The sequence below is a fragment of the Enterococcus sp. AZ063 genome (genome assembly GCF_051715045.1).
In the GTDB taxonomy this organism is placed as follows: Bacteria; Bacillota; Bacilli; order Lactobacillales; family Enterococcaceae; genus Enterococcus_D; species Enterococcus_D casseliflavus.
In genome coordinates this window covers 1,436,796-1,456,434 of the sequence record NZ_JBIOTA010000001.1, presented here as the reverse complement: position 1 = coordinate 1,456,434, position 19,639 = coordinate 1,436,796, and the positions used below count along the sequence as shown (strand labels likewise).

Below are 19,639 nucleotides of genomic sequence, written 5' to 3'. Positions count from 1 at the left end.
CCTCAACTACCGGTACCCTCCCGATCTATTCATCTATTAATTATTGTCCGACTTGTTCCGCATACTCTCTTACGATGTCGAAATTGCTGTCTTGTGAAACAACGTATCCTTCATGAGAGTAAATATCAGAGATGATTTGTTTTCCTTCTTCATCTTTTCCGATCGCGATAAAGGCATCTTGGATTTTTTTGTCCCACTCTTCACTCATATCGCTGCGAACACTGATCGTATCGTTCGGAATCGGTTCGGTAAAGTACATTGGTTCTACCTCATCCATGATTTCTGGGTAATCATTTTTGACCGTGTTACGGGCATCTTCAAAAACGAACGCCGCATCAACGTCGCCATTCAAGACAGATAAGACCGCTTGGTCATGGCCTTTGACTTGAACAGTCGTCACATCCGTATTGATATCGATGCCTGCTTTTTTCATTTCTGCTACTGGCCAAACATAACCGGCAGAAGAAGTAACATCTTGCGTGGCAATCGTTTTGCCTTTTAAATCTTCCAACTCTTTGATGTCGCTGCCGCTTTTTACGACGATCATTGAACGATAGCTATCAACCAATTCATCCGTTGATTCGCCACCAGGCTGCTTGATGCCATAACGCTGTGCTTGCAATAACACCTTTACATTGCTTTGCTCATTTGCTAAAACATAGGCATTCGGCGGTAAAAAGCCGACATCTACTTGTTTCGAAGCCATTGCTTCGACGATTGTATTGTAGTCAGTGGAAACACTCACTGTAACTGGAATCCCCAATTCATCACTTAACAATTGCTCAAGTGGTTTTGCTTTTGCTTCTAATGTTTCTGCTGCTTGTGATGGGACAAATTGAACGGTCAACTTTTCTGGTACATATCCTGCTTCCTCAGCCGCCGAGTCAGTACTTGCTCCACCTGAGCCACATGCCGCCAGCGTAACTGCTGCCACCAAACCTAAACCAAACATTGCCGTTTTCTTCCAAACTTTCATCACTTTTTCTCCTTTTCATATAAAAAATCGAACTCATGGAATTCCGAACTTTCCTTTTTGATTATAAAAAACCACCGAATTAAAAACAATCTTTTTCGAATTACGAACGTTTTCTTTTTTGACAATGTTCGTGTTTTGACCGAAATCATTCGTGAGCACATTCTCAATAATCAACGTTTTTCGAAAGTTTCTTTCCATTTGTTCTACTTCTTCAGAGTATCAAATGAATATAAGGTTTGTGTTGTCAACGTGTAAAGATTCTGTTAACAGCAAAAGGAACTTTGTGAACAACAAAGCATGGACACACTCGTCATTCTTACCCCGAGTGCACAAATTTTCTTGAAACGTCTAACCAGAAGATGACCGCACACTTTTTTTTACGAAACAATACAAAAAAAGCAGAGGATTCCCTTAAGCACCTCTGCTTTTGACCTCATTCTCTTACTGTAAAAAGAGTCATTTACCCTTGATCCGTTGGCAGCTGCAACAAGAGTACATGCTCGTTCTCAATCATTTCACCCGTCAAAACAAAGCCATTGCGTTCGTAAAGCTTCGTTGCGATCTCGTTGCCATCCACAGCGGAGATCCTTAATTCTTGCGCTTGGATATGGGTTTTGAACCAATCTAACCCAGCAAGAAACGCCTGAGTGCCTAACCCTTGATTTTGGAATTTTTCTGCGATCATAAACCGCTCGATCCACCACGAAGCTTTTGGATAATCCTCATCCGCCTCGTAAAAACTAAATAGGATAAAGCCGACCATTTCCTCACCATTGTATAGGGCAAATGCCTGACGAGGTTCCTCATAGATCGCCTCTAACATTGAGTACCAATTGGGCGCAACAAAGTCTTCTTGCTCCTTCGCTGTCTTCAAATTCATGCACGCACGATAGTTTTCTTTCGTGATTTCTTTTAACTGAATCATTGCTTCTCTCCTTATCTAAGCCATTACAAATAACTATTTCATTAAAACGGTTTCATTGGTGTATAAAAAAACACCCAGGTTACTTTTACGTAATCTGGATGTCATTTTCTTATGCTTCTTGCGCTACTGGATAAACAGATACTTGTTTTTTGTCGCGGCCTTTACGTTCGAAACGAACAACGCCATCAACTTTTGCAAACAATGTATCATCTCCACCGATACCTACGTTTACCCCTGGGTAAATTTTAGTACCGCGTTGGCGATAAAGGATTGATCCGCCTGAAACGGTTTGACCGTCAGCACGTTTCGCACCTAAACGTTTTGATTGAGAGTCACGTCCGTTAGAAGTAGAACCCCCACCTTTTTTGTGAGCGAAGAATTGCAAATTCATTTTCATCAACATGAGATGCACCTCCTAGTTTTCTTTAGTAGTTTTGATTTGGATATAATCGTTGTACTCTTCTTGAACTGATTGCAAGCCGATCAACAAATTTTCTAAAAGAATTTGTGCGATATTCGACTGCTCTTGGGTTAAACGAGAAGGCAGTGTGACTAATAAGTACCCACCATTTTCGTTATCTGCTTCAACTTTTGGCGCAACGCCAGCCAAAGCATCGATCCCATTGACTGCACTGATCGCTAAAGCGGATGCTGCAGCACAGACGATGTCTTTGCCGTATTCTCCTGCTTGTGCGTGTCCAGCTAGTTCAAAAGAAACAATCCGACCAGAGTCATTTCGTTTGAATGTCCCTTTGATCATATTCGTTACCCTGCTTTTCGTAAGAATTAAGCGTTGATCGCGTCAATAACAACTTTTGTGTAAGGTTGACGGTGACCTTGTTTACGGTGTGAATGTTTTTTAGGTTTGTATTTGAAAGTTACGACTTTCTTTTGTTTGCCGTGTTTTTCAACAGTCCCTTCAACAGTTGCTCCTGCAACGATTGGGGCACCAACTTTTGTTGATTCGCCACCTACTAAGATAACTTCATCAAAAGTAACCTTTTGTCCAGCTTCAACGTCCAATTTTTCAACGTAGATTGCTTGACCCACTTCAACTTTTACTTGTTTCCCACCAGTTTTGATAATTGCGTACATGCTCTACAGCACCTCCTTATAATATACTTAGACTCGCCATCCCAAGTGACTTTCGTACTTACTACTTGTTCTGTGCGGTTGTAGCTGTGGAGTCCACAATTACAACAGATTAACTTTATCAAAATGTTTTCCTAAAGTCAATCACTAATTAAGGAAAAGACAGAATTCTTTTGCTACTAGTCATTTCCTTTTGTGCATTTTTTGTTTTCTATTACTATAGAAGAAAGAGCACAAGTGAAACAGAATTGGAGGAGTTTTCATGCAATACCCAAAAGAATTAGCCACTGCCGTTCAACAGGCATCCCGCAGTTATCCGTTGGAAGGATTTGTTCCCGGTCAAGGACCGCTGCAGCCCAAATTGATGATCGTCGGGGAAGCCCCTGGTCGAACCGAAATCGAGAATTTTATTCCTTTTAGCGGACAAGCAGGAAAAGAATTGATGAAATCGTTGGCTTTAGCCGGTTTGACCCGTGAGGATGTCTACATCACCAGTGCTGTCCGCAGCCGCCCATATTCCATCAAAGAACGAATCAACAAACGCAGCGGTGCCCATGAGATCGTCCATCCCAATCGGACACCTACCAAAAAAGAAGTCTTGCTACACGCACCGCTGCTTGACTACGAGTTGTCCGTTGTAGATCCACCCGTCATTGCAACTGTTGGCAATATCGGACTGCAGCGATTATTAGGCAACGCCTATTATATCAAAGATCACCATGGCGAAGTGATCCGTTCCAAAATACAAGAAAGCAATCCAACAAAAGATGGCTATCAATGGTCGGAAAAAGAATATTTGATCGTGCCGATGTATCATCCCGCTGCGATCTTTTACAATCGAACGTTGACTCCGCAAATCGAAGCCGATTGGCGAGGGTTAAGAAACATTCTCTCACAAATACCAGCCGACGAATAACGACCAGTCCCCTAGCCCTACTGCCAATACGCTGGAATCGTCTGCTCATAGGCGGTGATTTTCGCCTCTTCCTGCAACGTGATACTGATCTCATCGAGACCGTGGATCAATTTGTGTTTCCAGGTAGCATCGATTGCAAAGAAATGCTCCTCCCCGGCAACGGTCACACATTGCCTCGGCAAGTCGATGCTGATTTTTTCTGAAGCAGGCAGCGAAGCGATCCTTTGGCGAACATCCAATGGCAGCTCGATGGGCAGCAGCCCGTTTTTGGTGGCATTCATATAGAAAATATCACCGAAGCTGCCAGCAATCACGGCTTTAAAGCCGTAATCCAACAGCGCCCATGCCGCGTGCTCTCGAGAAGAGCCAGAACCAAAATTATCACCAGTGACGAGGACTTGAGCGGTCTGATATGCTGGATCATTCAAGATAAATGCTGGATTAGGCTTGCGTTGCGGCAAATAGCGCCAATCGTCAAATAAAAATTCGCCAAAGCCCGTTTTTTCAACGCGTTTCAAATAATTTTTCGGTAGGATTTGATCGGTATCGATATTGTCATTCATCAAAGGCAGCGTCGTACCTTCAAATTGCGTAAAAGCTTCCATTAACCAACACCTCCAAACACTTCTCGTACATCGACAAAGCGCCCATGAATCGCAGCTGCTGCCGCCATCGCTGGACTACAGAGGTGCGTCCGCGCGTTTTTCCCTTGCCGTCCAACAAAATTGCGGTTTGATGTGGAGGCACAGTGGACGCCTTCTGGTACTTTATCAGGATTCATTCCTAAGCACATGGAACAGCCAGGCTCCCGCCATTCAAAACCAGCGTCAATAAAGACTTTGTCTAAACCGATCGCTTCCGCTGCTTTACGAACAGGGCGTGAACCAGGAACGATAATACCAGTGACCCCTTCTTTGATGGTCTGACCTTTCAAAATCGCCGCTGCCTCTTGCAGATCAGACAAACGACCATTGGTACACGATCCAATAAAAATGTATTCAATGGGGATATCAGCAGCTGTCTGTCCAGGTTGCAGCGCCATATATTCATAGGCTTGCTGATCATTGTGATCCCGCACTTCAGGAAACGCTTCGCTGACTGGTACCCCCATTTCTGGATTGGTTCCCCAAGTGATATAGGGTTCTAAGGTTGTTGCGTCTAGGGTGATCAGAGCATCATAGTTAGCATCTTCATCGGTATAAAGGCTTTGCCAATCAGCCACCGCACTGGCAAACGCTTGTGGCGCAAAGCGTCGATCCTTCACATAAGCAAAGGTCGTTTCATCAGGGGCGATCAAGCCCATTTTCGCCCCACCTTCGATCGACATATTGCAAATGGTCATGCGTTCTTCCATCGTCAGGCTACGGATCGTTTCGCCAAAGAATTCTACGGCATAGCCACCACCAAAATCAGTGCCATGGGTCGCGATCAATGCCAAAATAATATCTTTGGCGTACACTCCCGGCTGCAGGTGACCGGTGATCTCAACTCCCATGCGTTTCGGTTTTGTCTGCCAAATCGTCTGTGTCGCAAAGACATGCTCTACTTCACTCGTACCGATCCCAAACGCGATCGCACCGAAAGCACCATGGGTGGCAGTGTGGGAATCCCCGCAAACGATCGTTTTCCCTGGTTGGGTCAAGCCAACTTCTGGGCCAACCATGTGGACGATTCCTTGGTTGGCAGAGCCATTGTCACACAATTCGATCCCAAAATCTCGACAGTTTTTACGTAACGTGTCCATTTGCTTTTTTGCAACCAGATCAGTGATGGTAAAAATATCTTTGGTAGGCACGTTGTGATCCATCGTTGCGAAGGTTTTTTCGGGACAACGGACTGTCCGTCCCGCTTGCCGTAATCCTTCGAAGGCTTGCGGTGTCGTCACTTCATGGATCATATGCAGATCGACATAAAGCAGCTGCGCTTGCCCTTCTTCTCCTGTGATGACATGCCGATCCCATAGTTTATCAAACAGCGTTTTCCCCATAATTGCTCACTCCTAACTGTGCAATAACCGCTTCTGTAAAGGTAGTTGTCGTTGCTGTACCACCTAGATCACGGGTCAAGATCCCCGCATTCATTACCTCGTAACAAGCACTTTCGATGGTATCCGCCAGCTCTTCCTCTTGAAAGGACTCTCTTAGCATCATGACGACAGATAAAATCATGGAAACCGGATTGGCGCAATTTTGCCCAGCGATATCAGGTGCAGAGCCATGAATCGGTTCATATAAAGAAACCCCTTCTGCACCATGGCTTGCGCTTGGTAGCACCCCTAATGACCCCGGCAAAACCGAGGCTTCATCACTTAAAATGTCGCCAAAGAGATTTTCGGTCACGATTACATCAAAGTCTTTGGGATTTTGGATGATTTTCATAGCGGCGGAATCAACATATTGATGAGTCAACTGACAATCCGGGAATTCCTGTGCCGTTTCTTCCGCTAATCGGCGCCAAAGCCGGCTAGTCGCCAACACATTTGCTTTATCGACAGAGAGAACCCGCTTCTTCCGCGTACGGGCGATCTCAAAGGCTTTACGCAAAATCCGTCGAATCTCTGCTTGGTGATAATGATTGATGTCGTAGGCTTCTTCAGGTTTTTCTGCTTTTTCGCCAAAATAGATACCGCCAGTCAACTCACGAACGATGACAAAATCTGTCCCTCGAAGGATCGTTTCTTTGATGGGAGACAAAGCAATCACCGCATCAACTACTTTGATGGGTCGAATATTGGCGTATAGCCCTAACGCTTGACGCAGATTCAAAAGTCCTTTCTCGGGTGTTGTCGGTGCGTTTTCCCAAGCTGGATCACCGATGGCTCCTAAAAGGATCGCATCCGCCTGCTGGCAAGCTTGTAGTGTTTCTTGCGGCAATGGCTCTCCAGTAAGTGCCAGCGCCGCCCCACCAAATGGCCGCTGGTCAAAATGAAAGCGTTGGAGATGGTTCGGACAAGCCGCTTTCAATACCGCAAGGGCACTGTCCATAATTTCTGGTCCGATGCCATCTCCTGCTAAAACCACGATCTTTTTCAAACAAGGACACCTCGATTCTTTAGAGCTTCACTAGCCTGTACATATGCTTTGGCTGACGCCTGCAAGACATCAAAGTCTAAGCCGATCCCGCTGATTTTTTCATTGGTTTCCTGGCATTCAATGACCACGTGCACTTCCGCTTGCGCATCTTCCCCACTGGTCAAGGCAGTGATCTCATAATTCAACAACTTCGGCTGCTGCTGGAAAATCTGATCGATCGAGTTGTAGATAGCTTGGATACTGCCGGCACCGATGGCTGATGCCACTTGTTTTTCCTCGTCTTTGATGATAGAAACCACTGCTCCTTGATGGCCATTGGACACGTATTGTAGCTGAACGGCGTCCAACTCGCAGCCGCCTTCTTGGCTGCGGCCTTGATCGGCCACCAAAGCCAGCAAATCTTGTTCGGTCACTTGCTTTTTCTTATCTGCCAACTCTTTGAAGCGTTTAAACAATTCATTGGTTTCTTCTTGGTCAAACTGGTACCCCAGCTGCTGCATTTTATCGACAAACGCATGGCGGCCAGAAAGTTTGCCAAGAGGCAGTGAGTTGGTTTGTACGCCTACCAGTTGCGGGGTAATGATTTCGTAAGTTTCAGGATTTTTCAAGACGCCATCTTGATGAATCCCAGATTCATGAGCATAGGCATTGCCGCCGACGATTGCTTTGTTTTTCGGTACCGTGATCCCAGACAAACGTGCCACCAGATCGCTGGTGCGTTTTGTTTCGTTTAACTTGATGTTGGAGGTAGCCTGATAGAAATCATTGCGAATATGCAACGCCAGCGCCACTTCTTCTAGTGCGGTATTGCCCGCTCGTTCGCCGATCCCGTTGATCGTTCCTTCCACCCGATCAGCACCATTTTCAATAGCCGCCAGCGCATTGGCTGTCGCCATTCCCAAGTCATCATGACAATGGGAAGAAAAAATGATCTGCTGCTCGCTTTTGATATTGGCGATCAAATAGGCAAAAAGCGCACCATATTCTGTAGGATTGGTAAACCCTACTGTATCGGGCACATTGATGATCGTCGCGCCGGCATCAATCGCTGTTTGAACCGCCTCAAGCAAGAAGGCTTTATCGGTGCGGGTGGCATCTTCTGGCGAGAATTGAACTTTTTCAAAGCGTTCACGCGCATAAGTCACATGTTCTTTGATGGAAGCGAGTACTTCTGCTTTCGTCATATTCAGCTTGTACTGGCGATGCACCTTACTCGTTGCTAGAAAGACATGGATCTGTGGATCGACGGCTTGATAAAGAGCTTCATAGGCACGATCAATATCTTTTTTCTGACAACGGGCAAGTCCTGCAACGGTCATTTTCGTCACCGCCCCAGCAATCGCTTTGACTGCTTGAAAATCTCCTTCTGATGCAATCGGAAAACCTGCTTCGATCGTATCGATGCCCCATTTTTCTAATTGCAGCGCCAGTTGAACCTTCTCTTTCGTATTAAAGTTGACTCCCGGGGTCTGTTCACCGTCTCGCAATGTCGTATCAAAAAACTGGATTTTTCTCATCACTATTTCCTCCTTAGCAGTGGTAGGAGCACGCTTGGCGCGACCTCATTCAAACACAATTGAAAAAATGGTATAAAAAAAGCACTCCATAAAGGGTTTCCTTCATGCAATGCGAATAGGACTCTTCAAATGATGCCTTAAAAAAGGCGGGTCATAGAAAAAGAGTCCTTACGATAATAATAATAAAAATGCAGCTGTTTGTTTCAATCGTTTATCCATCGTCGTCACCTATCACTTTTTTTATCTTGTTATGAAGATACCAAACAGCAGGTTCCTCTGTCAACACTTTTCCCTGAATTTTCTGAATATTTCGATAAAAAGTTCGTTTTCGCCCTGATGATGGGTTGCTTTTCTTCCTTGATGAAAATTTAAGCAGAACCTGACGAGATCTTCACAGGATTTTAACCAAACCTCCACATAACACCGTTATGATAGAAATATCCCAAAAATATTTTTCACCCCTTTATCCTGCCAGTCGTATGACTGGTTTTTTTGTTGTTCCAAAGACTCGAAAAGATTGAACTTAAGGTGAGTTATTCGTATAATAAGGGGCAGCGATAAATGAGGAGGATGAAGATGCGCAACGAAATGATGCATCGTCCAGTAGTCAAACCAGAACTAGTGGCGTTTATGCGTGAAAAACAAAAACAATTACCCGGCGAACTTGGTGAAATCGAGCAAGCCGCTCATGAAAAAGAAGTGCCAATCATCCCACATGAAACTGTGGTCTTTTTGCAGTTTTTATTGGGACAGCTTCAGCCAAAAGAAATCCTTGAGATCGGCACAGCGATCGGTTTTTCTTCAAGCTTGATGGCGCAATGTGTGAAAGAGGGCCATGTCACAACGATCGATCGCTTTGACGTCATGATCCGCAAAGCCAAAGAAACCTATGCTCGCTTAGGAAATGAAGACAAAATCACGCTATTAGAAGGACAAGCGGCAGACGTCCTGCCTACATTGAGTGGTCCTTATGATTTTATCTTCATGGATAGCGCCAAATCGAAATACATTGAATTTTTACCAGAATGTCTGCGTCTATTACGCAAAGGCGGTGTGTTGATGGTGGATGACGTGTTTCAAGCTGGAACGATTCTACAACCCATCGAAGACATCCCTCGCAACCAGCGAGCGATCCATCGCAAGTTGAATCTTTTCTTGGATACCGTGATGAACCATCCTCAGCTGACCTCCACCCTCGTCCCTTTAGGAGATGGCGTGATTCTCATTACGAAAGAAGCAGATAGCGTAATCCTTGAGGAACCTGAGAAAGGTTGAGGGCAGCTGCGCTTCCTTTTTTCAAAGAAAAAATAAGAAAAGGGCGAAAAGAGATTGACATTGCTGCGCCCTTTTTCTATAATGTTATTTGTTGCTGATTGATTTCAACAGCTTAGGCGAAGTGAGCATTCGCTGAAAATTATTTGTTCCAGTAGCTCAGCCGGATAGAGCATTCGCCTTCTAAGCGAACGGTCGGGGGTTCGAATCCCTCCTGGAACGTTATATTATCGTGCATAGCGCTAGCAGATCGTTAGGAATCTTTATTCCTAGCGATTTTTTTGACAAATTTTTTAAAAGCCACTTTTTTCAAACGTCACTTTTACCACAAATCAGCAGCACGGTGCTTTTCTTTTGCAAACAACCTATTAACTAATTATCTAAAACATCATTAATTATCACATATAGTTTTAACTGCTAAATAAATATGATATTATCCTCTCAAAGAGCGGCTTAATTGCAAAGCTCGTTTATGGTTTCCCATAATCCAGTAGCTTCACGTTTTTAGATATTATACTTCTCGAACACAACTAACAAAATTTATTCCGTAGGAGGAATTTTGATGGAAGAATGTCCTTTTTGCCGTATCGTCTCTGGAAAAATAAAAAGCCATGTAATCTATGAAGATGACAGTGTTTGCGCCTTCCTTGATCATGCCAAAGACGTGGATTATCATATGCTGGTTATTCCTAAAAAACATTACACCAGTATTTTAGACTGCGACCCCGTTCTTCTTGCTCACCTCATTCAAACGGTTCAAAAAATAGCAGATCATTGTGTCACTCGCTTAGGATTTGATGGGATTAATTTGCTAAGCGCAGCAAATCAAGCAGCGGGTCAATCAGTCCCTCACTTTCATCTTCACTTGATTCCGAGAAAAAAATGTGACGGTATCAATGCGTGGTCCACATTCAATGGAGCAGCGCTCTCTTTAGAGGAAGCAGCGGCATTTTTGACCTTTGAAACAGATAGTAAGGGAGTTTAAACAAAACTCAGTAGACTAAATCTTACTTAAAAGCGCTTCTTAAAATACTTGATAATACTTTACTTGTTCTGCTAGCTGATCAGCTGGTCGAGCACCATCCAGTACATAGTCGGCTGTTTCAGCAATGATCTGTTCGTGTAAAACAAATAGCTCCCTTGCATAGGAAAGATAAGTATCTGCCCAAGTCAAAATCGCTTCTTTTGATTCGTTCGTATAATCCCGTTTAATCTGACGAGCAAAAGCAATATCTAGTGGTGTTTTCAAATAAATCACCGTATCGATCAACTGACGCAAATCTTGGTGCTCATATCCGAAGGGAAAGTCCACAAAAATGATTGGGTAAAGTAGCATCGCTCTCTTCAGATCTTTCAGTAGCAGACTGATGTCATATTGATTGATCGCTGCGCGGGGATCTTGTAAAAAATAATCAAAAGATGGTGCTGAGGGCAATGCATCGATACTATAATCATCAAAGGAGATCACTATTCCATCTGCCAATCTACTCAATTCACGAACCAATGTCGTTTTGCCGGACGCTGTAACACCACTGACTACAATTACTTTCCCTCTCTTCATGAAGTCCCTCCTCTGTCGTACCTTCAGTATAACACGCTCAACCAATCCTTTTTCTTATCCTCCCCCTGCAAAAATTATGCTATGCTTGACAAGAATAAAGAAAGCAGGTGTCCTATGGAGATAACGGTATATATCGCAAGCGGGTTTAGTAAAAATCAAACAGGTGGCAACAAGGCTGGAGTCGTTTTGCTGGAACAGCCCCTTACACCACAACAAAAGTTAGCCATCGCAAAAGAGTTAGGCTTTTCAGAAACAGCTTTTTTATCGAAATCCCCGGAGGCCGATTTCCGATTTGACTATTTTACACCAAAAGAAGAAGTTGACTTATGCGGACATGCAACAATTGCTTCCTTTGCTCTATTGTCATATTTGAACAAACTTTCCAAGCAACAGTATCGCATCGACACCAACGCCGGACGTTTGTCGATCACCATCAAAGACGGTGTCATTTTCATGGAACAGAACAAACCGCTGTTTTCAGATGTCCTTTCACTAGAACAATTAGCTGACTGTTTCGATATCAATGCTATCAATGATCAAATTCCTATTCAAATCGTTTCTACAGGATTAAAAGATATCCTTGTTCCAATCAAAACAACGGCCCAGTTGCCGCATGTTTCACCTGATTTTGAGGAAATAAAAAAAGTAAGTGCGCTGCAACAAGTAGTTGGCATGCACTTATATGCAATGGAAAAAGAACGAATCGTTTGCCGTAACTTTGCCCCATTGTTTGACATCAATGAAGAATCTGCCACAGGTACTTCCAATGCCGCTTTGGCTTGCTTCTTGCATCAAAAATGTTCCCTTGAAAAAGAAGTGTATCGCTTTGAACAAGGCAGCAATTTAGGTGAACCTTCTGAAATCTTTGTCAAACTAGCTACGTCCTCGCGAAAGGAAATCCAACGTGTTTATGTTGGGGGCAGAGGGCATTTTTGCGAGACAGTCACCATCGACACCGATACACTGGCATAATCACAACAATTTAGGCTGATCTTCCATCAGCCTTTCTTCCTCTTCACACATCGTGTTCTTTTTCCATAGCAGCCCATCAGTATCTCGAATACTAGTTTTCTCATAAAAAAAAGAACCCAACTCGGGTTCTTTCCTTCACCTTGATTTTCTATGAAATACCGACAAGTTCTGCTAACAGCTCACTGACTTTAGGCAGTGGCTCGTTCTGTAAGGCTGCTACGATTTTTGAACCGATCACTACCCCATCGCACACTCGGGCAAAGCGCTGCACGTCTGCGTGGGTCGAGACCCCGAAACCAGCTAGTACAGGAATCGGACTTTTTTCCGAAATGGCTTGCAAATGCTGATCCAGCTGTTCGTTGTATTGGCGATCTTCTCCAGTGACACCGTTCACTGTCACAGCATAAACGAATCCTTCCGCTTCTTCGATCAGCGTCTGAATTCTGTCTGGAGGACTGGTCAAAGAGACCAGTGTGAGCAGCGCGAGATCCGCCACATCAAACGTAGGCGTTACTAGTGATCGATGTTCAAATGGCAAATCTGGAATAATCAACCCTTTCACATCTGTCGTTTTTAACTCATTTGCTAACTGTTCAATCCCATAATGAAAGAATGAATTGGCATACCCCATCAATACCAGCGGAACCTCAGAATGGATCTTTTGCAGTGCAACAATGATCTTTTTTAAAGTGGTGCCATTGGCTAATGCCTGCGTTCCAGCTGCTTGGATGACCGCTCCATCTGCGACTGGGTCTGAAAAGGGCACGCCGATTTCAATGGCGGCTGCGCCATGTGTCGTCAATAGCTCAATTTCTGCTGGCAGGCGTTCCAGTCCGTTGGCTCCCGCCATAATATAAGGTACAAACAAAGGCTTGCCTTGTTTTTGGCGCTCCTTTAGTTTCATCGTCAATGTTTTGCTGGTCATTTCGCTTCCCCTTTCCGATCTTTGATTTGTTGAACATCTTTGTCCCCTCGCCCAGACAAACAGATAACTAAGCGTTCTTCTGCTGTCATCGTTGGCGCTAACTTTAAAGCATAGGCAACGGCATGAGCACTTTCCAAAGCGGGAATAATGCCTTCGATTTGAGACAAGAGATAAAAGGCGTCAACAGCTTCTTCATCAGTGACCGCGAAATACTCCGCACGTGCAATTTCCTTCAAATAAGAATGCTCGGGACCGACCCCTGGATAATCCAAACCAGCTGAAATCGAATAGGGTTCAATCACTTGCCCATCATCGTCTTGCAGCAAATGCATTTTGGTACCATGTAAAATACCGATACTGCCTTTCGTTAAAGTCGCCGCATGCTCGGTAGTATCCACGCCTTTTCCAGCTGCTTCAACGCCAATCAAACGAACGGTTTGATCGTTGATGAAAGGGTAAAACATTCCCATCGCATTGCTGCCGCCGCCAATACACGCAACGACTGTCGTTGGCAGTTGTCCTTCTTTTTCTAATAGTTGCCGCCGTGTCTCACTGCCAATCACACTTTGAAAATCTCGAACGATCTCTGGAAAAGGATGCGGACCGAGTACCGAACCCATCACGTAATGAGTGTCCTCGACGGTTGCGACCCAGTAGCGCAGCGCTTCATTGACAGCATCTTTCAATGTCTGATTGCCTGATGTGACTGAAACCACTTTTGCTCCCAACAATTCCATTCGAAAGACGTTTAGTGCTTGCCGCTGAACATCTACCGCGCCCATAAAAATCGTGCATTCCATACCGAACAACGCGGCCGCAGTTGCTGTGGCGACGCCATGCTGCCCAGCACCGGTCTCCGCTACCACTTTCTTTTTCCCCATCCGTTTTGCTAATAAGACTTGGCCAAGTGCATTATTGATTTTATGGGCACCCGTATGATTCAAATCTTCTCGCTTCAGATAAATTTTGGCACCGCCTAAGTGTTGTGACAAGCGCTGTGCATGATAAAGGGGGGTCTCTCTTCCTACATACTCTTGCAAATATTCCTGTAATTCAGCTTGAAAACTTGGGTCCGCTTGTGCTTCACGGTAGACAGTTTCTAATTGCTTGACTGCATACATCAATGTCTCTGGCACAAACTGTCCGCCAAAAGAACCATAAAATCCTGCTTTTGTGGGATACTGAGTCATCTTTTTTTCTCCTTTACTAAATGAATAAATTGTTCGATTTTCCGACTGTCTTTCTTGCCCCGGGTTTCAACGCCTGAAGAAACATCGACAGCATAAGGCCTAAAAAGTTGGATCGCCTCTTCTACATTTTCCGCGTGCAACCCGCCAGCAATAAAAAATCGCTCAGACAACGGCAACGGTTCTCTCGCCGCTTTTTGCCAATCAAAGGACTGGCCGTTGCCGCCAGCATAAGGGTGATCTCTTACCGGAGCGTCCAATAACCCAAAATCTGCCTGGCAGCTCAGGAAATCTTGCTCTAAAGTCTCTGCTTCTCCATCAAAGGCTTGGATCACTGCGATCTTTTGATGAGCAAAAACGCCCTTCTGAATGGCTGTTTGCAAAGATGGCAGAACCTTTCCATGGAGCTGAATCGCTGTCAGTTGGGCGGCTTGAATTGCCGCTTGCACTTCTTCAACACTTGGAGAAACGAAAACCCCGACTTTCCCTACATTTTGGGGTACTTGCTCCGTTATCTTGCGGACTTGGGTCGGATCGATTCTCCGACGGCTTTCGGCAAAAACAAAGCCAAGGTAATCTGCTCCTGCACTGATGGCAGTTTCGACATGCAGCCGTTCGGTGAGTCCACAAATTTTCACTTTGGTCATCGGCGGCTCACCTGCAAATCTGCAGCTGTTTCAGCAATTCGATTGCTTCTCATCAACGTTTCTCCAACGAGAACTCCATGATAAAACGGTGCAAGCTGCAGCACATCGGAGGCAGTTCGAATACCAGATTCACTGATGTAAACCGCCTCTGACGGCTGAGGTGCTAAAGCAACACTGACATCCAAGGAAACGTCAAAGGTTTTTAGGTCACGATTGTTGACGCCGATGATTTTGACACCTAATGTTTGGGCTTGTTGAAATTCAGCCGCATTATGAGTCTCAACGAGTACTTCCAACCCTAGTGCTTCGGCTTCTTGATACAGCGCGACCAAACGGGCTGGCTCCAACGCAGCCACGATCAATAAAACGATACTGGCACCTGCATTCTTGGCGCGAATCAATTGTTTTTTGTCGATAATGAAGTCTTTGCATAGTATAGGCACCGAAACAGCCTTACTGACTGCTTCAAGATCTGCCAGCGACCCTTTGAAAAACTGCTGGTCGGTCAAAACGGAAATCCCGCTGACACCCGCGGCTTCATAAGCTTGCGCTTGCGTGACTGGGTCGATCGCTTGATTAATGTCTCCTTTTGAAGGTGAAGCTCGCTTGATTTCAGCAATGAGGTGCATCTTTTGTGGTCGTTCCTTGACTTGCTGATAAAATGATGGGCGTTTCGCTACGACCTTTTCGGTTTCTTGTGGCATCGCGGCAACTTCTTCAACTTTTTTCTGGATGATCGTTTCTAAAAAATCCATGATTCTCCTCCTTACAGCTTTCGTAATTATTGACTATTTGACTGGCGGATCAACTCCTGCAGTTTGTCATAGGCGGCGCCCGAAGCGATACACGCCCGTGCCATCGCAAACCCTTCCGCTATCGTGGCGGCTTTGCCGTTAGCGTAAAAACCTAACCCTGCATTTAAGACCACCGTTTCTAGATAAACGGAGGGTTGATTTTTCAACACCGCAGTTAAGATCGCGGCGTTTTGAACGGCATCCCCGCCGACGATCGCCTCGATCGGTGCTGGCTTAAAGCCGTATGCTTGTGGATCCAAAGAAAAATTGGCTACCGCTCCTCCTTGATAAAAGCTGATCGCCGTTTCACCTGCCAAATTGGCTTCATCCATTCCGTTGCATCCATGGATCACCATTGCTCTTTGCCGACCAAGACTGCCTAACGCCTGAGCGGTGTCGGCCAAGCTCTCGCCTGCGTATGTCCCAATCAGTTGCGTAGTCAACGGAACAGGATTGATCAAGGGGCCTAATAGATTGAAAATCGTTGGCGTCGCTAATTCTTGCCGTATCTTCATCACTGCTTTCATGCCTGGATGCAACGAGGGAGCGAAGAGAAACGCGATGCCGACAGTCGTTAATAGCTCAGCGATTTTTTCTGGTGATGCTTGGATCGATACCCCCAAGCAGGCTAAGACATCGGCACTGCCTGAACGACTAGAAATACTGCGATTGCCGTGTTTTGCCATCGTGATTCCCCCGGCTGCTAAAACGAAGGCAGCCGTAGTGGAGACATTAAAACTATTGGAGTGGTCGCCGCCAGTGCCGCAATTGTCCATGGCGTCTCCTCCTTCATAAGGAATGGTCACGGCATGCTCTAACATAATTTCTGCTAAAGCAGTCAATTCGGCAGCTGTGATGCCGTTGATCTTCATAGCAACTAATGCTGCGCCCAATTGACTTTCTGAAAACACCCCGCTTAAAATTCCTTGAGCAAAGTGACGCATCTCCTGATAACTTAAATGACGGCCATTAAAAAGCTGCTGGGTGATTTGCTGTGGCTGCTGTATTTTGACTGCTTCCATAAAAAGTTCCTCCTTTTTCATTTGCTGCTTTTTGCTGAGTTTTCTGAAATGAGTTCAAGAAACCGTTGGATAAAAAACGCCCCTTCGTTTGTCCCCATTGATTCAGGGTGGAACTGGAGTCCTACGATCGGCTTTTGTCGATGCTGGATCGCCATGATGATCCCTTTTGTTTCAGCCAATACCTCAAATTGTGCAGGAAGGGTCGCTGGCTCAATAACCAGCGAGTGATAGCGCATGACCGTCATATCTCCTAGGTAGGTTTCGAACACGCCTTTTTTCTGATACGTAAGGCTCGATTGCTTGCCGTGCATAATAGCTGGTGCTTGGATCACTGTGGCACCAAACGCTTCCCCAATGGCTTGATGACCTAAGCAGATACCTAAAAGCGGCTTGCTATCGTGGTAGGCTTTGATCAAAGGAATCATGAATCCTGCCTCTGCGGGCCGTCCTGGTCCTGGGGAAAAAATGATGGCATCTGCTTCTTTAGCAACAAGGAAAAGGTCTGGATCATCATTTCGCAAGACGACTGTTTCTTCTGGACAGAGCTGGAGAAGATTGTAAGTAAACGAATCATAGTTATCGACGAGTAAGATCATTGGCTGACACCTCCAATAGTGCTTTGGCTTTGTGTAAGGTTTCGTGGTATTCCGATGAGGGATCAGAATCATAAACGACACCCGCCCCTGCCTGGACATAAGCAATCTCGTCTTTCAATACCAATGTCCGAATCCCGATGGCAAAATCCGCTTGATCATTTCGAGAAAAATACCCAACGGCTCCCGCATAGACCCCTCTTCGAACAGCTTCCCACTGATAGATGCGAGTCATGGCACGAATCTTTGGTGCCCCGCTGACCGTGCCTGCTGGCAGGGTTGCTTTCAAGGCATCCATTGCCGTCACACCTGCTCTGCGCTTAGCAGCCACCACCGAAACGATATGCATGACATAGCGGTATTTCTCGATCACCATGTATAAAGGAACATGAACCGTGCCATGTTCAGCGATTCGTCCCAAATCATTGCGCCCCAGATCGATCAGCATTTGGTGCTCTGCACGTTCTTTTTCATCTGCTAATAGTTCCGCCGCCAAAGCTTCGTCTTCTGCTTTGGTTGCCCCTCGTTTGCGGGTACCAGCGATTGGATTTGTGGTGATCGTTGTTCCTTGAACCCGAATCAAGCTTTCAGGTGAACTGCCGATCACTTTGAATCCGTGATCGAAATCAAGATAATAAAGGTAGGCAGACGGATTCGTCACTCGCAGTTTTCGGTAATAGTCAAAAGGATCTTGTGTAAATGCTGCTTGCAGACGTTGGGAAGGAACCACTTGAAACATATCCCCTGCCGTAATTCGGGCTTTTGCCTCACGAACGATCGTTTCATAGGCATGTTGGGTAACATTACTTGTAAAATGCAGCTTTTCATTCGATAACCCACGGGTCTCAGCTGCGACCGGTGTCCTTAATTGCTGCTGCACCGCTTGGAGTACCTGCTTCATCTCGGCGGTCCCCCTTTGGCTGTAGCAATTTTCAAGAATGATCGTTAAAGTTTCCGTCTGATGGTCCAAAACGAGAAAAGTTTCAAAAAGCCAAAAGGCCATATCAGGCACCTGCAATTCATCTGCGGGCAGTTGTCCAATATCTTCATAGCAAGCGGCGATATCATAGCCCGCATACCCGATCGCCCCACTTTGCAACGGCAGATCCGATAAAGCGGTGATTTCTTTTTTGACTACATACCGCTCCATTTCTTTTAAAGGGTCCTGACAGGGATACTTGTTGACCGTTTTTTCCAAAAGATCCTCCACTTGAAAAACACCATCCTTAAAGGTCAGTTTCTGAACAGGATCAAAAGTGAGGATCGAATAGCGTCCGGTATCTTCTTCTCTGGGAATACTTTCCAGTAAACATTTATGCGCCCCTTGAATCCGTAAAAACACTGAGACAGGTGTCAAACAATCGCTGTTGATTCGTTCCATTCGATACATAAGCTGCTCCTTTCTTTGTAAACAAAAAGCCCTCATGCAAACATCATAAAAACGTCTGCTTGAGGGCGAATGACCGCGGTACCACCTCAATTGAAAGTTGCCTAAAGAAACAACTTCTTCTCTATCAACCGTCTAACAACGGTCTTCCTCTATAACGGGAGTTCCCGCATTTTCCTACTGCCAAAAAAGGGTTCAAAAAATGATCGACTAAGGCCATTTCCTTGATTTCTTGGTATCGGACTCTCATCACCGCCGACTTTCTGTAACCAAAAAAGACTCAAGTACTTCTCTTAGTTTGATTTTACGTTTATTTTTCTATTGGTTGAAGGGCAAGAAAAACAAAAAAGCCCTCATGCAAACAAACTCGTCTGCATGAGGGCGATTACTCACGGTGCCACCTCAATTGGTTCTCTAGATCGTCTATCAACGATCGTTCTCTGTAACGGGAGATCCCGAAAAAAGCCTACTGATTTCAGCCTTTCGACACAAAAGTCCATTTCTGAAGCGTCAATCTGCTGATTTACACCACCATCAGCTCTCTGCAAGACGAACGTCCTCATACTTCTCTTTTGTTTGGTCTTTACTAGTTATTGGTAGCTATATTACGTGGCTTTTGCAGATCTGTCAACAGAAAAAAGCGAATTTTATTTTTTTGACTCCTTTTGACAATACAAGAAAACAACCTACAATGGGTTGCCTTAACCAAAATAAAAAGACATTCTTTAGGACAAAAATCTCCTTCACTTCTTTCAGCGTACTTTATTATAGCTGCCACTCTATTTAAATAATATTTGTTTTTTTATAACCCTTGCGTGAAG

At 45.1% G+C, this 19,639-nt stretch carries 21 protein-coding genes, 1 tRNA gene and 3 other annotated features; of the genes, 5 read left to right on the top strand and 17 right to left on the bottom strand.

Annotated elements, in window-relative coordinates; translation table 11 throughout:
- Positions 1-40: 40 nt before the first annotated feature.
- From phnD to rplU, 5 genes are all read right to left on the bottom strand, one after another.
- A complete protein-coding gene (gene phnD, locus IGK61_RS06660) occupies positions 41-976 on the bottom strand; it encodes a phosphate/phosphite/phosphonate ABC transporter substrate-binding protein (RefSeq protein WP_005235326.1) in 936 nt (311 codons plus the stop codon).
- A gap of 460 nt (positions 977-1,436) precedes the next feature.
- Positions 1,437-1,901, bottom strand: a complete 465-nt coding sequence (locus IGK61_RS06655; RefSeq protein WP_074535682.1) for a GNAT family N-acetyltransferase — start codon at positions 1,899-1,901, stop codon at positions 1,437-1,439.
- Positions 1,902-2,010: 109 nt separating this feature from the next.
- Positions 2,011-2,304, bottom strand: coding sequence for a 50S ribosomal protein L27 (gene rpmA / locus IGK61_RS06650; RefSeq protein WP_003126181.1), 294 nt, complete (start codon positions 2,302-2,304; stop codon positions 2,011-2,013).
- Between the two features lie 12 nt (positions 2,305-2,316).
- A complete protein-coding gene (locus tag IGK61_RS06645) occupies positions 2,317-2,661 on the bottom strand; it encodes a ribosomal-processing cysteine protease Prp (RefSeq protein ID WP_005225752.1) in 345 nt (114 codons plus the stop codon).
- 26 nt (positions 2,662-2,687) lie between these two features.
- Positions 2,688-2,996 carry a 50S ribosomal protein L21 gene (gene rplU, locus IGK61_RS06640; RefSeq protein ID WP_005225751.1) on the bottom strand — a complete coding sequence of 103 codons (309 nt, stop codon included), beginning with the start codon at positions 2,994-2,996 and terminating at the stop codon, positions 2,688-2,690.
- A 19-nt stretch (positions 2,997-3,015) separates the two neighbouring features.
- Positions 3,016-3,086, bottom strand: a sequence feature (ribosomal protein L21 leader region).
- Positions 3,087-3,255: 169 nt separating this feature from the next.
- On the opposite strand from rplU, the gene IGK61_RS06635 reads away from it, so the two are divergent.
- The gene (locus tag IGK61_RS06635) at positions 3,256-3,909 is read left to right on the top strand and encodes a uracil-DNA glycosylase (RefSeq protein ID WP_005225750.1); all 654 of its coding nucleotides are present in this window, start codon (positions 3,256-3,258) and stop codon (positions 3,907-3,909) included.
- Between the two features lie 17 nt (positions 3,910-3,926).
- Here the strand turns inward: IGK61_RS06635 and leuD are convergent, their stop codons facing one another.
- From leuD to IGK61_RS06615, 4 genes are read right to left on the bottom strand one after another with little or no spacing between them, the layout of a single operon-like run.
- Positions 3,927-4,514: a 3-isopropylmalate dehydratase small subunit gene (gene leuD / locus IGK61_RS06630; protein WP_074535681.1), complete on the bottom strand. Its 588-nt coding sequence runs from the start codon at positions 4,512-4,514 to the stop codon at positions 3,927-3,929.
- Positions 4,514-5,896: a 3-isopropylmalate dehydratase large subunit gene (leuC, locus tag IGK61_RS06625; protein ID WP_074535680.1), complete on the bottom strand. Its 1,383-nt coding sequence runs from the start codon at positions 5,894-5,896 to the stop codon at positions 4,514-4,516. Before leuC ends, leuD begins: the two co-directional genes overlap by 1 nt.
- Complete coding sequence (gene leuB, locus IGK61_RS06620; protein WP_438844774.1) at positions 5,877-6,941, bottom strand: 3-isopropylmalate dehydrogenase; 1,065 nt, start codon at positions 6,939-6,941, stop codon at positions 5,877-5,879. Before leuB ends, leuC begins: the two co-directional genes overlap by 20 nt.
- The gene (locus IGK61_RS06615) at positions 6,938-8,458 is read right to left on the bottom strand and encodes a 2-isopropylmalate synthase (RefSeq protein ID WP_074535678.1); all 1,521 of its coding nucleotides are present in this window, start codon (positions 8,456-8,458) and stop codon (positions 6,938-6,940) included. Before IGK61_RS06615 ends, leuB begins: the two co-directional genes overlap by 4 nt.
- A 576-nt stretch (positions 8,459-9,034) precedes the next feature.
- On the opposite strand from IGK61_RS06615, the gene IGK61_RS06610 reads away from it, so the two are divergent.
- From IGK61_RS06610 to IGK61_RS06600, 3 genes are all read left to right on the top strand, one after another.
- Positions 9,035-9,733 carry an O-methyltransferase gene (locus IGK61_RS06610; protein WP_005225745.1) on the top strand — a complete coding sequence of 233 codons (699 nt, stop codon included), beginning with the start codon at positions 9,035-9,037 and terminating at the stop codon, positions 9,731-9,733.
- A gap of 145 nt (positions 9,734-9,878) precedes the next feature.
- Positions 9,879-9,952 (top strand) — tRNA-Arg (locus IGK61_RS06605).
- 340 nt (positions 9,953-10,292) lie between these two features.
- On the top strand, positions 10,293-10,715 hold the full coding sequence (locus tag IGK61_RS06600) for an HIT family protein (RefSeq protein WP_074535677.1): 423 nt from the start codon (positions 10,293-10,295) through the stop codon (positions 10,713-10,715).
- 39 nt (positions 10,716-10,754) lie between these two features.
- Here the strand turns inward: IGK61_RS06600 and IGK61_RS06595 are convergent, their stop codons facing one another.
- A complete protein-coding gene (locus IGK61_RS06595; RefSeq protein WP_074535676.1) occupies positions 10,755-11,291 on the bottom strand; it encodes an AAA family ATPase in 537 nt (178 codons plus the stop codon).
- A 114-nt stretch (positions 11,292-11,405) separates the two neighbouring features.
- Here IGK61_RS06595 and IGK61_RS06590 point away from each other — a divergent pair, with 114 nt between their 5' ends.
- A complete protein-coding gene (locus IGK61_RS06590) occupies positions 11,406-12,263 on the top strand; it encodes a PhzF family phenazine biosynthesis protein (protein WP_074535675.1) in 858 nt (285 codons plus the stop codon).
- 148 nt (positions 12,264-12,411) lie between these two features.
- On the opposite strand, the gene trpA is transcribed toward IGK61_RS06590, so the two are convergent.
- The 7 genes from trpA to trpE are packed head-to-tail and all read right to left on the bottom strand — an operon-like array spanning position 12,412 to position 18,821.
- On the bottom strand, positions 12,412-13,188 hold the full coding sequence (gene trpA, locus IGK61_RS06585; protein WP_074535674.1) for a tryptophan synthase subunit alpha: 777 nt from the start codon (positions 13,186-13,188) through the stop codon (positions 12,412-12,414).
- On the bottom strand, positions 13,185-14,378 hold the full coding sequence (trpB, locus tag IGK61_RS06580; protein WP_074535673.1) for a tryptophan synthase subunit beta: 1,194 nt from the start codon (positions 14,376-14,378) through the stop codon (positions 13,185-13,187). The genes trpA and trpB overlap by 4 nt, the downstream gene beginning before the upstream one ends.
- Positions 14,375-15,022, bottom strand: coding sequence for a phosphoribosylanthranilate isomerase (locus IGK61_RS06575; protein WP_074535672.1), 648 nt, complete (start codon positions 15,020-15,022; stop codon positions 14,375-14,377). Before IGK61_RS06575 ends, trpB begins: the two co-directional genes overlap by 4 nt.
- Positions 15,019-15,777 carry an indole-3-glycerol phosphate synthase TrpC gene (gene trpC, locus IGK61_RS06570; protein WP_074535671.1) on the bottom strand — a complete coding sequence of 253 codons (759 nt, stop codon included), beginning with the start codon at positions 15,775-15,777 and terminating at the stop codon, positions 15,019-15,021. The genes IGK61_RS06575 and trpC overlap by 4 nt, the downstream gene beginning before the upstream one ends.
- A gap of 26 nt (positions 15,778-15,803) precedes the next feature.
- On the bottom strand, positions 15,804-16,838 hold the full coding sequence (gene trpD, locus IGK61_RS06565) for an anthranilate phosphoribosyltransferase (protein WP_074535670.1): 1,035 nt from the start codon (positions 16,836-16,838) through the stop codon (positions 15,804-15,806).
- A 17-nt stretch (positions 16,839-16,855) separates the two neighbouring features.
- Entirely contained in the window at positions 16,856-17,434 is a 579-nt protein-coding gene (locus IGK61_RS06560) for an aminodeoxychorismate/anthranilate synthase component II (protein WP_074535669.1), read from the bottom strand.
- Positions 17,415-18,821: an anthranilate synthase component I gene (trpE, locus tag IGK61_RS06555; RefSeq protein ID WP_074535668.1), complete on the bottom strand. Its 1,407-nt coding sequence runs from the start codon at positions 18,819-18,821 to the stop codon at positions 17,415-17,417. Before trpE ends, IGK61_RS06560 begins: the two co-directional genes overlap by 20 nt.
- A 58-nt stretch (positions 18,822-18,879) precedes the next feature.
- Positions 18,880-19,126 (bottom strand) — a binding site (T-box leader).
- Between the two features lie 66 nt (positions 19,127-19,192).
- Positions 19,193-19,405 (bottom strand) — a binding site (T-box leader).
- Between the last annotated feature and the right edge of the window lie 234 nt (positions 19,406-19,639).